The following is a 12,283-nucleotide window of genomic DNA, read 5'->3' as shown; positions in this document are numbered from 1 at the left end:
CTCAATCGCCCAAGCGGGGGGGGTAAGGGAGGACCCCCTCCCCCCCCCCCCCCCCCCCCCCCCCCCCCCCCCCCCCGCTCCCCGCGTGCGCACTGTCGGCGAGGCCGAACGCGCCTCCCCGGCCCGCATGACAGCGAGTGCGGGTCCGATCGCACTCTGCGACGATCGCCGCATGGTCACTCGTCCCAGGGCGCTCATCACACAGTGGACGACCGTCGCGCCCGTGATCGCGGTCGTGCTGCTGGCCGTCACCTGGGGGCGCGAGGTGCCCGGTGCGGTCGTCGCGCTGCTGACGATCGTCCTCGCGGCGGCCGTACTGGCCGCCGTGCACCACGCCGAGGTGGTGGCCCACCGGGTCGGCGAGCCCTTCGGCTCCCTGGTCCTCGCCGTCGCCGTCACGGTCATCGAGGTCGCGCTCATCGTGACCCTCATGGCGGACGGCGGCGACGGGAGCGCGACGCTGGCCAGGGACACGGTCTTCGCGGCCGTGATGATCACCTGCAACGGTGTGGTCGGCCTCAGCCTCCTCGTCGCCTCCCTGCGGCACGGCACCGCGGTGTTCAATCCGGAGGGAACCGGCGCGGCCCTCGCGACGGTGGCGACGCTGGCCACCCTCAGCCTGGTACTGCCGACGTTCACCACCAGCGCACCCGGCCCGGAGTTCTCCACCGTTCAGCTGACGTTCGCCGCACTCTCCTCGCTGGTCCTCTACGGCCTGTTCATCGCGACCCTCACGGTGCGGCACCGCGACTACTTCCTCCCGATCACCCGCCAGGGCGAAGTGATCACCGCCGAGGGCCACGCCCACGCACCGTCCGCCCGCACCGCGCTGATCAGCCTGGGGCTGCTGGCCATGGCACTGATCGGCGTGGTCGGCCTGGCCAAGGGAGTGTCGCCCACCATCGAGGACGGAGTGGACGCCGCCGGGCTGCCCCACGCCGTCGTCGGCGTCATCATCGCCCTGCTGGTCCTGCTCCCCGAGACCATCGCCGCCCTGCGCACCGCGCGCCGCGACCGCGTGCAGACCAGCCTGAACCTCGCGCTCGGCTCGGCGATGGCCAGCATCGGCCTGACCATCCCCGCGGTCGCCCTGGCCTCCGTGTGGCTCTCCGGACCGCTGGTCCTCGGCCTCGGTCCCACTCACATGGTGCTGCTCGCCCTGACCGTGGTGGTGGCCTCGCTGACGGTCGTGCCGGGCCGCGCCACGCCGCTGCAGGGAGGCGTCCACCTGGTGCTGTTCGCGGCGTATCTGGAGCTGGCCGTCAACCCGTAGGGCGGACGGAGCGTCAGTACGTGACGGTGATGCGCCGGGCCGGCCCGTCGACCCGCACGGTGCCCCCGTACGGGATGACGACCTGCGGGTCGGTGTGGCCGAAGTCCACGTCGAAGACGATCGTGGCGTCGGGGGCATAGGCCCGCATCGCCCGCAGTACCGCCTCGCGCTGCTCCGCCGCGTACCGGGCGGCCTGCTCGGGGTCGTTGGGGTGCTCGAAGGACCAGGTCTTGGGGCGGGCCGTCAACAGCGCGGAGAAGTGGCGGAGCAGCCCGCGCTCGCCCATGCTGCGCAGGGTGCGGAACACCTCCACGGCGCTCGGCATCTCCTCGGACGTCTCCAGGATCAGTACGCCGCCGTCGTACTCCGCCGGGTCGCGGGCGATCTCGCGGTCGGCCATCAGCAGCCAGCCCAGGACCTCCAGACAGCCGCCCCAGCTACGCCCCTCGACCACCCGGTCGGCATTCACCCAGGACCAGCCGGCTCCGGGCCGCAGCGCGGGCTCCTCGTCGAAGGTCGCCGGGTCGGCCCAGTCACGGTCGATGTCGTTCCAGCGCTCGGCGGGCCGCAGTTCGTACGGGCCCGAGGTGAACAGCGCCGCGCGCAGGGAGTCGGCGGTCTGCGGGTGCATGGCGCCGGGACGGCCCAACTCCACCATGACGCTCGCGCCGTGGTAGCCGACGATGCCGGTGTTGCGAAGGTAGGCGAGCAGGTTCGTGTTGTCGCTCGTGCCGAAGAACGGCTTCGGGTTCGCCCGGATCAGCTCCCGGTCCAGCAGCGGCAGCACGGTGATCTGGTCGTCCCCGCCGATCGACGCGATCACCGCCCTGATCCCCGGGTCGGCGAAGGCCGCGTGGATGTCGGCGGCCCGCTCTTCGGGCGTCGAGCCCATCCTCCGGGTGGCCGGATACTCGACCGGCTCCAGCCCGAACTCCTTGCGCAGCCTCTCCAGGCCCGACTCGAAGGGGAGCGGGAAGAGCCCCGGCAGCCCCGAAGAGGGGGAGATCACCGCGACACGGTCGCCGGGGGAGGGCTTGGGCGGGTAGGCGGTCGTCGTCATGCACGGAGGGTAGGGCCGGCCGCGCTGTCGGCGCACCGTGATAAACCGGGGTCCGAGCAGCGGTCGCGCAAGGGCCGCCGCGCCCCGAACGGACCGGAGGAACCGTGCCCCGCACCCTGGCCAACGCCCCGATCATGATCCTCAACGGCCCCAATCTGAACCTGCTGGGTCAGCGGCAGCCGGAGATCTACGGTTCAGACACCCTCGCCGACGTCGAGGCCCTCTGCGTGAAGGCGGCGACGGCACACGGCGGCACGGCGGACTTCCGGCAGTCCAACCACGAGGGCGAGCTGGTCGACTGGATCCACGAGGCCCGGCTGAACCACTGCGGCATCGTGATCAACCCCGCCGCCTACTCGCACACCTCCGTCGCGATCCTGGACGCGCTCAACACCTGCGACGGGTTGCCGGTGGTGGAGGTCCACATCTCCAACATCCACCAGCGCGAACCCTTCCGGCACCACTCCTACGTCTCGCAGCGCGCCGACGGTGTGATCGCCGGGTGCGGTGTGCAGGGGTACGCGTTCGGCGTGGAGCGCATCGCGGCGCTGGCCGGCGCGGGGCGGGCCCGGGCCTGAGGAACCGGGGCCGCCGGCCGGGAGCGGGAACCGGGGAACCGGCGCGGCCCCTGAACGCGTCACACGAGGCGCGCGGAACTCACCAGCCGCGTGCGCGCCACTCCGGCAGATACGGCCGTTCCGCGCCGAGCGTGGTGTCCCTGCCGTGCCCCGGGTAGACCCATGTCTCGTCCGGGAGCACGTCGAAGACCTTGGTCTCGACATCGTGGATGAGGCTCGCGAACGCCTTCGGGTCGTTGTGTGTGTTGCCCACACCGCCCGGGAAGAGACAGTCCCCGGTGAACACATGGGGATGCCCGTGCGGGTCGTCGTACACCAGGGCGATGGAGCCCGGCGTGTGCCCGACCAGGTGGCGCGCGGTGAGTTCCACCCGCCCCACCCGGATCGTGTCGCCGTCGTCGACCGGGACGTCGGTCGGCACGGGAATGCCCTCGGCGTCGTGCCGTCCCGCGTAGGTGCGGGCGCCGGTGGCCGCGACGACGTCGGCGAGCGCCTGCCAGTGGTCGCCGTGCCGGTGGGTGGTGACGACGGACGCGATGCCGCCGTCACCGATCGTGCCGAGCAGCGAGTGCGCTTCGTTCGCGGCGTCGATCAGCAGCTGCTCGTCGGTGGCCCGGCAGCGCAGCAGATAGGCGTTGTTGTCCATCGGGCCGACCGCGACCTTGGTGATCATCAGGTCCTTGAGCTCGTGCACGTCGGCGGGGCCGCCGACCCGCACCTCTCCGCTGTACGTCATGACCGCCAGCCTAGCGCCGGGAGGCGGCTCGCAGAGGGCCGTCCACAGGCTATGGCGGGGCAGCGCCGTCCAGGGGCTACAGCGGGGGCAGCGACGGCAGCCGGCCGCCCTCCACCGACAGCGCGGACCCCTCACGGCGCCCGGCGAGCCAGCCGAGCAGGTCGGCCGGAGGACCGGTGACGGTGATCTCCGGGGCGTTCGCCTCCCGGCCCGTGCTCCACGCCCGTGTGCCGTCCGTGAGCCGGGTGGGCGGCACGTCCGGGTGACCGGTGAACCGGGCGGCCAGGAATTCGGTCTCCCGCTCGGTGAACTCCGCCGGAAGATCCTCCAGCTCGTACCCGATGCCAAGGTCCACGTGGTGCAGCTCCACCTCGGCCCAGCGCCGGAACGGCACCCGGGAGGCGGAGTCGGTGACGCCGTTGCGCAGCTCCACCGTGCGTGACCAGTCCGCGGGCGCGGTGGACACGTCCTGGAACCGGGCAGCGCTCTCGCGCACGTCGGCGAGCTGGACGTCCAGGGGGCGCGGGGCGTCCCGTTCGATGTCGGCGTCCCGGGCCTCGCCGGAGACGTACATGGGTCGTCCCTCGAAGACGTTCACGAGGGCGTCCGCGTTGCGGGCGAGGTGGGCGAGGACGTGGCCGCGGGTCCAGCCGGGAAGCCGTGACGACTCCGTCACGGACGCGTTGTCCAGTTTCCCGACCGCGGTGAGCAGCCGATCGGTAGCGTCACGTACAGACGCCAGGTCATGAGCGTGATCAATCATGGTGCTGACCCTAGACCGCGCCACACCTTCGGGTGAAGGTGGCGGACGACGCCCGCAAATCGAATGCGCGTGCTATATGGTCGGGTGCGGCGTCGGGCATGCTGGGGAGTCGGGGTTTGTTGACAACCGGTGAATCCGACCGGCGTTGTCAGTGGCTCCCCCTAGTCTGAGAAAGACGGGGGCCTCGCCCCTGTCACTTCTCTCAAGAAAGGTGCGGACCGGCGTGGCCGACCGTCTCATCGTCCGTGGCGCGCGCGAGCACAACCTGAAGAACGTCTCGCTCGACCTGCCTCGTGACTCGCTCATCGTCTTCACGGGCCTGTCCGGGTCGGGCAAGTCCTCCCTGGCCTTCGACACCATCTTCGCCGAGGGCCAGCGGCGCTACGTGGAGTCGCTCTCCTCCTACGCCAGGCAGTTCCTCGGCCAGATGGACAAGCCGGACGTCGACTTCATCGAGGGCCTCTCCCCGGCGGTCTCCATCGACCAGAAGTCGACCTCGCGCAACCCGCGTTCCACGGTCGGCACCATCACCGAGGTCTACGACTACCTGCGCCTGCTGTTCGCCCGCATCGGCAAGCCGCACTGCCCCCAGTGTGCCCGGCCGATCACGCGCCAGTCGCCGCAGGCCATCGTCGACAAGGTCCTGGAGCTGCCGGAGGGCAGCCGCTTCCAGGTGCTGTCCCCGCTGGTGCGCGAGCGCAAGGGCGAGTTCGTCGACCTCTTCGCCGACCTCCAGACCAAGGGCTACTCCCGCGCGCGGGTGGACGGCGAGACCATCCAGCTCTCCAACCCGCCCACCCTGAAGAAGCAGGAGAAGCACACCATCGAGGTGGTCGTCGACCGCCTCACGGTGAAGGACACCGCCAAGCGCCGTCTCACCGACTCCGTGGAGACCGCCCTCGGCCTGTCCGGCGGCATGGTCGTGCTCGACTTCGTCGACCTCCCGGAGGACGACCCCGAGCGCGAGCGCATGTACTCCGAGCACCTGTACTGCCCGTACGACGACCTGTCCTTCGAGGAGCTGGAGCCCCGCTCCTTCTCCTTCAACTCGCCCTTCGGCGCCTGCCCCGACTGCTCCGGCATCGGCACGCGCATGGAGGTCGACGCGGAGCTGATCGTCCCCGACGAGGACAAGTCCCTCGACGATGGGGCCATCCACCCCTGGTCGCACGGGCACACCAAGGACTACTTCGGCCGCCTCATCGGCGCCCTCGCGGACGCCCTCGGCTTCCGCACGGACATCCCCTTCGCGGGGCTGCCGCTGCGCGCCCGCAAGGCCCTGCTGTACGGCCACAAGACCCAGGTCGAGGTCCGCTACCGCAACCGGTACGGACGCGAGCGCCGGTACACCACGGCCTTCGAGGGCGCGATCCCCTTCGTCAAGCGCCGGCACAGCGAGGCCGAGAGCGACGCCAGCCGCGAGCGCTTCGAGGGCTACATGCGCGAGGTGCCCTGCCCCACCTGTGAGGGCACGCGCCTCAAGCCGCTCGTCCTCGCGGTCACGGTCATGGGCAAGTCGATCGCCGAGGTCTCGGCGATGTCCATCAGCGACTGCGCGGACTTCCTCGGCGAGCTGAAGCTCAGCGCCCGCGACAAGAAGATCGCCGAGCGCGTGCTGAAGGAGGTCAACGAGCGGCTGCGCTTCCTGGTCGACGTCGGCCTGGACTACCTCTCGCTGAACCGCGCGGCCGGCACCCTCTCCGGCGGCGAGGCCCAGCGCATCCGCCTGGCAACCCAGATCGGCTCCGGACTCGTCGGCGTGCTCTACGTCCTCGACGAGCCGTCCATCGGCCTGCACCAGCGCGACAACCACCGGCTGATCGAGACCCTCGTCCGGCTCCGCGACATGGGCAACACGCTCATCGTCGTCGAGCACGACGAGGACACCATCAAGGTCGCCGACTGGATCGTCGACATCGGCCCCGGCGCGGGCGAGCACGGCGGCAAGGTGGTGCACAGCGGCTCCCTCAAGGAGCTGCTCGGCAACGCCGAGTCGCAGACCGGCCTGTACCTGTCCGGCAAGAAGGCCATCCCGTTGCCCGACATCCGGCGTCCGCGCGACCCGGCCCGGCAGCTCACCGTGCACGGCGCCCGCGAGAACAACCTCCAGGACATCGACGTGTCCTTCCCGCTGGGCGTGTTCACGGCCGTCACCGGCGTCTCCGGCTCCGGCAAGTCGACCCTGGTCAACGACATCCTCTACACGCACCTGGCACGCGAGCTGAACGGCGCCCGGAACGTGCCCGGCCGGCACACGCGCGTGGACGGCGACGACCTCGTCGACAAGGTCGTCCACGTCGACCAGTCGCCCATCGGACGCACCCCGCGGTCGAACCCGGCGACGTACACCGGGGTCTTCGACCACATCCGCAAGCTGTTCGCCGAGACGACCGAGGCGAAGGTCCGCGGCTACATGCCGGGCCGGTTCTCCTTCAACGTCAAGGGCGGCCGCTGCGAGAACTGCGCGGGCGACGGCACGATCAAGATCGAGATGAACTTCCTCCCGGACGTCTACGTCCCGTGCGAGGTCTGCCACGGCGCCCGGTACAACCGGGAGACCCTGGAGGTCCACTACAAGGGCAAGTCCATCGCCGACGTCCTGAACATGCCGATCGAGGAGGCGACCGACTTCTTCGAGGCGGTCCCCGCGATCTCCCGGCACATGAAGACGCTGAAGGACGTCGGCCTCGGTTACGTCCGGCTCGGCCAGTCCGCGACCACCCTGTCCGGCGGCGAGGCCCAGCGCGTCAAGCTCGCCAGCGAGCTGCAGCGCCGCTCCACCGGACGCACGGTCTACGTCCTCGACGAGCCGACCACCGGTCTGCACTTCGAGGACATCAGCAAGCTGCTGACGGTCCTCGCCGGCCTGGTCGACAAGGGCAACACGGTCATCGTCATCGAGCACAACCTCGACGTGATCAAGACCGCCGACTGGGTCGTGGACATGGGCCCCGAAGGCGGCGCGGGCGGCGGTCTGGTGGTCGCCGAGGGCACCCCCGAGCAGGTCGCGGCTGTGCCCACCAGCCACACCGGCAAGTTCCTGCAGGAGGTCCTGGGCGCCGACCGGATCAGTGACGCGGCCACGGTGAAGACCCCGCGCAAGGCGGCCAAGACGGTGGCGGCCAAGGCCACCGCCAAGAAGACCACCACCAAGACGGTGGCCGGCACGGCCGCGAAGAAGACCGCCGCCAAGACGGCCACGACGGCCACGACTGCCAAGACGGCCAAGGCGGCCACCAAGCCCGCCGCGAAGAAGACGACGCGGACGAACAAGGCCTGAACCGGAGCCGCGCCGGGCCCCACGGACGTTCCCGTGGGGCCCGGCGCGGCGTGCGCGGGACCCACGTGCCGCGGCTTTCAGACGGCCACCTCGTGGGCGTACGGCGGCTCCGCGCCCGCCCGCGAACAGGTGACCGCGGCCGCGCGGGCGGCGAAGCCCAGCAGTTCCGCCCAGCCATCTGCCCCCAGACCGGCCACGGCCTTGTCGTCGAGGGCGTTCCGTGCGGCGAGTCCGTGCAGCAGCGCCGCGTTCACCGTGTCGCCCGCGCCGATCGTGTCCACCACCCGGACCCGCTCGCCCGGCACCGCGTACTCGCCGCCGTCACGGCTGTACGCCATCAGTCCGGCACCGCCCCGGGTGACCACGACCGCCGCGGGACCGGCAGCCAGCCACTCCCGGGGCGTGCCGCCCAGCCACTCGGCGTCCTCGGCGGACAGCTTCAGCAGCGACACCGACGGCAGCCAGCTCTCGAACCGGGCCCGGTAGGCATCCGGGTCCGGAATCAGACCGGCCCGGATGTTCGGATCCAGGGCGGTGAACACGCCCCGCGCGGCCGTCTCGCGCAGCAACTCCTCGTAGGCGCTCGCCCCCGGCTCCAGCACCAGTGAGCAGGTCCCGAAAGAGACCGCCCGGGTGCCTGCCGGCAGAGCGGCGGGCATCGAGAACAGCCGGTCCGCCGTCCCGTCCACGTAGAAGGAGTACGCGGCCGAGCCGTCCGCGCCCACCGATGCCACGGCGAGCGTTGTCGGCTCGGCCCCGCGCTGCACCGGTGACACGTCCACGCCGGTATCGCGCAGCCGGTCCAGCAGCGCCTCGCCGAAGGCGTCGTGCGACACCCGGGAGCAGAATGCGGCGGGTGAGCCGAGGCGGCCCAGCGCGACGGCCGTGTTGTACGGCCCGCCACCGAGCGCCGGCCGCAGCGCGGCGAGGGCACCCGTGCCCTGCGGTACCAGGTCGATCAGTGCCTCACCGGCGACGACGATCACGGGAGACTCCTTTCGTGAGCCTTTCCGGAGGCTCGCTCGGACATCTGGGATTGCTCGGACCGACCTGAACCTGCTGGGACTGGTCGGCCTGCTCGGACAGGTCGGTCTGCTCGGTCCGCTCGGCCTGCCGGGGTTGCTTGGACCACTCGGCCTGCTCGGCCTGCTCGGCCTGCTCGGTCTGCTCGGTCTGCTCGGTCTGCTCGGGCTGCCGGGGCTGCTCGGGGCTGCTCGGGGCAGCCGCAGGAGGTGCGGTGGACGAAGGTGCTGGGCAGCCGCACGGTCCGCGCCGGCCGGTCCGGTGCGGCCAGGCGGTCCAGCAGCAGCCGGACGGCCCGGGCACCGAGCTCCCCGCTCGGCTGTGCGACGGCGGTGAGCCGGGGGGTGAAGAGGTCCGCCCACGCGAAGTCGTCGAAGCAGCACAGCGCGAGGTCGCCGGGCACGGACAGGCCGCGGTCCCGCAGGGCGCGCAGCGCACCGATGGTCATCGCGTTGTTGGCGGTGACCAGCGCGGTGGGCGGTACCGCCAGGGACAGCAGGGCGGCGGTGGCCCGTTCGCCGCGGGCCGCCTCGGAGTCGCCGTGCACCAGGAGCCGTTCGTCGTACGGCAGCCCGGCGGCGGCGAGGCCGTGCCGGTAGCCGGTGATCCGCTCACGGGTCGTGCTGAGCCCCGGCCGGCCCGCGACCAGGCCGATCCTGCGGTGGCCGAGCCCGGCGAGATGGGTGACCAGCCGGGCCGTCGGCTCGGCGCTCTCGGCGCACACCTGGTCGAAGGGCAGGGCTCCGTCACCCTTCGGCACGTCCACGATCCGGTCGAGGAACACGGTCGGCACCCGATGGCGGCCGAGGTAGGCGACGAGGTCGCGCGGGTCGGCGGAGGGCGCGACGATCATGCCGTCCACGCGTCGCTCGTGCAGTAGTCGGACCACCTTGCGCTCGTGGCCCGGATCGTCGTGCGGGTCCGCGATGAGCAGGCTGTAACCGTGCTCCAGGGCGCTCGCCTCGACGCCCTGGAGGATCTCCGTGAAGTACGGGTTGCTGATCGCCGACACCGCGAGCCCGATGGAGCGGGTACGGGAGGTCACCAGGGAGCGAGCGAGGGTGTTCGGGGTGTAACCGAGCTCCTCGATGGCGTCCAGCACCGCCCGGCGGGTGTGCGGCAGTACCGGGCGGGTGTCGTTGAGCACGTGCGAGACCGTCGCCACGGAGACCCCGGCGCTGCGCGCCACATCGGCCATGGTCGCCATCCCGGCGGCCTCCTTTCGCGTACGAGCGCGCGTCGGCCTCCGGGCCGCCCGCGCGTACTGGCCGGGACCGTATCCCATCCAAGACGGGCGCGTAAACGCTTGCGCAAGCGTTTACGCGAACTCCGGTCCACCGCCGCCTCCGGGCCCCCACCCTCCAAGACGGCCACGGACGCCGGATATCGTCGCCGTGCACATCCTCTGACCAGTGGAGACCCCATGCCCGGCCGACCCGACCCGAGCCGCCGTACCCTCCTGCGCTCGGCGGCCCTCACGCCCGTCGCCGGACTCGGTCTGGTCGCCTGCTCACCGGGCGACGACGGTGCCGCGCCCGCCAGGCCGACCGCCTCCGTCGACCTCGGGACGGACGACGAGGTCGCCAAGGGGGCGGCCAAGCTCTACCGGGACGCGAACGTGGTGGTCAGCCGGGCCGAGGACGGTTCCCTGAAGGCGTTCAGTACGGTCTGCACGCACGCGGGGTGCCCCATCAAAAAACTGGAGGGGACGAAGCTGGTCTGCCCCTGTCACGGCAGTGAGTTCGACGCGCGGACCGGCGAGGTGCTGCACGCCCCGGCGAGCGTGCCGCTCATCGAACTGCCGGTCGAGGTGAAGCAGGGCAGGATCGTCGCGAGCCCCGGCATCTGACCCGTCCTCGGCCCGGGAGCTTTGCCCCTGGCCGGGGACGGACTCGGGCGCACTGCCTCTGGCTCCCCGCCCCGGCGACCCGCTCCCGCCCCGGCGACCCCCTCTCCCGACCCGCCGCGGCGACCTGCCCCGGCCCGGCCCGGCGACCCGCTCCCGCCCCGGCGACCCGCTCCCGACCCGCCGCAGCGACCCGCCCCGACCCGGCCCGGGGACCCGTCCCCGACCCGGCCCGGCGGCCCGCCGACCCGGAGGACGCTCTTCCCCGGCCCCCGGCCCCCGGCGATCCCTCGAAGACCCGCCCCCGCCCCCGCTCCCGCCTCCGGAGATTCCCGGCGGCCCCGTCAGGAGTGCCTGCTCACTCCCAGTCCCACCCGATCCCCAGCATTCCCGACCGCACCCGCGGCTCCACGAGGTGCACCGAGTGGTGCCGTCCGCTGAGGGCCAGCTCCTGCCGGCCGCCGCGTGGTGCCGCCGGTGAGTGCTGCGTGAACCGGTGGCAGCGCACCGGCAGGGCCGCGGCGTCGAACCGAACCTGGAGCGCGTACTGCCCGCCCGCCGATCCGAATCCGCGGACGTACTCGCGCGACACTCCCGCCGTGCCGTCCTCGACGCCGTAGCGGAAGAGGTAGGTGTCCCCGGCCCGCAGGCGCGTGTCGAAGAGCAGCTCGGTCACGAGCACTCCGGTGTCGTGGTGGGTGCGGACACGTCCCGTGCGGCAGTTCTCCAGCGCGTGGACGGTCATCCGCGCGGGCGCGCATCCCGGGTCGCCGTGGTGGACGGCGAGGAAGCGGTCGACGCCGTCGCGGTGAGCGCGGACGATGTGGTGCGACTCGCGGCCGGCGAGCTCGCGGCGCGGCCCGATCCGGATCCGCTCGTGGTGCCCGAGGGTGTGCACGCCGCCGTCCGACGACGGATGGTTCAGCTCGGCCAGCAGCCGGTCCAGGACGCCGGAGGCCTCCACGTGGGCGCGGTAGGAGCGGGCCGCGGGCCGCTTGGCCGAGGTGTCCTCGTCGGCCTCGGCGAGCAGGCGTATCAGCGACTCCTCGGGCAACTGGAGTATCTCCTCCAGCGCCCGGACGGCCCGCAGCGACTCCGGGCGCTGCGGACGCCGGGCGCCCTGCTGCCAGTAACTCAGGCTCGTGACGCCCACTCTCACTCCGTAGCGCGACAGATGGTGCTGCACGCGCTGGAGGGGCAGCCCGCGAGCGGCGATCGCGGCGCGCAGGGCGACGTGGAAGGGGCCACCGCGCAGGGCCGAGTCGAGGTCCGCGATGGCGACGTCCGCGTGCTGAGTGGCGTGCGGCATGCAGGGGCCTTTCTGTGAAGTCCACAACGGCTGGTCAGACCGTTCGACGCGGATCCCTGGAGGGATCCGTCGGGGCCGCCGCCCCCGTCGCGGCACAGATGCACAGATGCACCGAGCACTGAGCACAGCCGCACTGAGCACAGCCGCACCGAGCACAGCCGCACCGAGCACAGCTGCGCCGAGCACAGAGGCACAGAGGGTCTTCACATCCGTACGCCGCGCTTCAGGGCCCCGAGTCCCCCCGCATTGAAGCGTGTTGACCACGGCCCGACAACACCTGACGCCCGACCGTGACGCGCTCCTGGCCGATAACACACCGGCACCCGGTCCCCAGGGCACCCGGCGTGACCGACCGGCCCCGGACCGTCTCCTCCCGGCCCCGTCTCAGGTCGTCCGCGGCGCCCCCGGCCCGTGG

General features: G+C 72.0%; 10 protein-coding genes. 4 read left to right on the top strand and 6 right to left on the bottom strand.

Annotated elements, in window-relative coordinates:
- The first annotated feature begins 172 nt into the window (after nucleotides 1–172).
- Complete coding sequence (locus ACZ4V1_RS25660; RefSeq protein WP_468340011.1) at nucleotides 173–1,273, top strand: calcium:cation antiporter; 1,101 nt, start codon at nucleotides 173–175, stop codon at nucleotides 1,271–1,273.
- Between the two features lie 13 nt (nucleotides 1,274–1,286).
- Here ACZ4V1_RS25660 and ACZ4V1_RS25655 read toward each other — a convergent pair whose 3' ends face one another.
- On the bottom strand, nucleotides 1,287–2,333 hold the full coding sequence (locus ACZ4V1_RS25655; RefSeq protein ID WP_468340009.1) for a S66 family peptidase: 1,047 nt from the start codon (nucleotides 2,331–2,333) through the stop codon (nucleotides 1,287–1,289).
- Between the two features lie 104 nt (nucleotides 2,334–2,437).
- Here ACZ4V1_RS25655 and aroQ point away from each other — a divergent pair, with 104 nt between their 5' ends.
- Nucleotides 2,438–2,911: a type II 3-dehydroquinate dehydratase gene (gene aroQ, locus ACZ4V1_RS25650; protein WP_468340007.1), complete on the top strand. Its 474-nt coding sequence runs from the start codon at nucleotides 2,438–2,440 to the stop codon at nucleotides 2,909–2,911.
- A gap of 79 nt (nucleotides 2,912–2,990) precedes the next feature.
- Here aroQ and ACZ4V1_RS25645 read toward each other — a convergent pair whose 3' ends face one another.
- Nucleotides 2,991–3,647, bottom strand: coding sequence for an MBL fold metallo-hydrolase (locus ACZ4V1_RS25645; RefSeq protein WP_468340005.1), 657 nt, complete (start codon nucleotides 3,645–3,647; stop codon nucleotides 2,991–2,993).
- A gap of 76 nt (nucleotides 3,648–3,723) precedes the next feature.
- Entirely contained in the window at nucleotides 3,724–4,410 is a 687-nt protein-coding gene (locus tag ACZ4V1_RS25640) for a maleylpyruvate isomerase family mycothiol-dependent enzyme (RefSeq protein WP_468340003.1), read from the bottom strand.
- 223 nt (nucleotides 4,411–4,633) lie between these two features.
- Between ACZ4V1_RS25640 and uvrA the strand changes: the two genes are divergently transcribed.
- Nucleotides 4,634–7,690, top strand: a complete 3,057-nt coding sequence (gene uvrA, locus ACZ4V1_RS25635) for an excinuclease ABC subunit UvrA (protein WP_468340001.1) — start codon at nucleotides 4,634–4,636, stop codon at nucleotides 7,688–7,690.
- A gap of 77 nt (nucleotides 7,691–7,767) precedes the next feature.
- On the opposite strand, the gene ACZ4V1_RS25630 is transcribed toward uvrA, so the two are convergent.
- Together ACZ4V1_RS25630 and ACZ4V1_RS25625 are read right to left on the bottom strand one after the other, a co-directional pair.
- On the bottom strand, nucleotides 7,768–8,676 hold the full coding sequence (locus ACZ4V1_RS25630) for a carbohydrate kinase family protein (RefSeq protein ID WP_468339999.1): 909 nt from the start codon (nucleotides 8,674–8,676) through the stop codon (nucleotides 7,768–7,770).
- Nucleotides 8,673–9,920 carry a LacI family DNA-binding transcriptional regulator gene (locus ACZ4V1_RS25625; protein ID WP_468339997.1) on the bottom strand — a complete coding sequence of 416 codons (1,248 nt, stop codon included), beginning with the start codon at nucleotides 9,918–9,920 and terminating at the stop codon, nucleotides 8,673–8,675. Before ACZ4V1_RS25625 ends, ACZ4V1_RS25630 begins: the two co-directional genes overlap by 4 nt.
- Nucleotides 9,921–10,136: 216 nt before the next feature.
- On the opposite strand from ACZ4V1_RS25625, the gene ACZ4V1_RS25620 reads away from it, so the two are divergent.
- A complete protein-coding gene (locus ACZ4V1_RS25620) occupies nucleotides 10,137–10,562 on the top strand; it encodes a Rieske (2Fe-2S) protein (RefSeq protein ID WP_468339995.1) in 426 nt (141 codons plus the stop codon).
- Nucleotides 10,563–10,917: 355 nt separating this feature from the next.
- Here the strand turns inward: ACZ4V1_RS25620 and ACZ4V1_RS25615 are convergent, their stop codons facing one another.
- On the bottom strand, nucleotides 10,918–11,868 hold the full coding sequence (locus ACZ4V1_RS25615) for a hypothetical protein (RefSeq protein WP_468339993.1): 951 nt from the start codon (nucleotides 11,866–11,868) through the stop codon (nucleotides 10,918–10,920).
- Between the last annotated feature and the right edge of the window lie 415 nt (nucleotides 11,869–12,283).

It is taken from the genome of Streptomyces sp. NPDC028991 (assembly GCF_055564775.1).
This window is presented reverse-complemented; position numbering and strand designations above follow the sequence as displayed.

Coding starts and splice junctions, on each gene's coding strand:
- ACZ4V1_RS25615 (WP_468339993.1), bottom strand. CDS start 11,868: ATGCCGCACGCCACTCAGCACGCGGACGTCGCCATCGCGGACCTCGAC.
- ACZ4V1_RS25640 (WP_468340003.1), bottom strand. CDS start 4,410: ATGATTGATCACGCTCATGACCTGGCGTCTGTACGTGACGCTACCGAT.
- ACZ4V1_RS25660 (WP_468340011.1), top strand. CDS start 173: ATGGTCACTCGTCCCAGGGCGCTCATCACACAGTGGACGACCGTCGCG.
- ACZ4V1_RS25620 (WP_468339995.1), top strand. CDS start 10,137: ATGCCCGGCCGACCCGACCCGAGCCGCCGTACCCTCCTGCGCTCGGCG.
- ACZ4V1_RS25655 (WP_468340009.1), bottom strand. CDS start 2,333: ATGACGACGACCGCCTACCCGCCCAAGCCCTCCCCCGGCGACCGTGTC.
- ACZ4V1_RS25645 (WP_468340005.1), bottom strand. CDS start 3,647: ATGACGTACAGCGGAGAGGTGCGGGTCGGCGGCCCCGCCGACGTGCAC.
- ACZ4V1_RS25625 (WP_468339997.1), bottom strand. CDS start 9,920: ATGGCGACCATGGCCGATGTGGCGCGCAGCGCCGGGGTCTCCGTGGCG.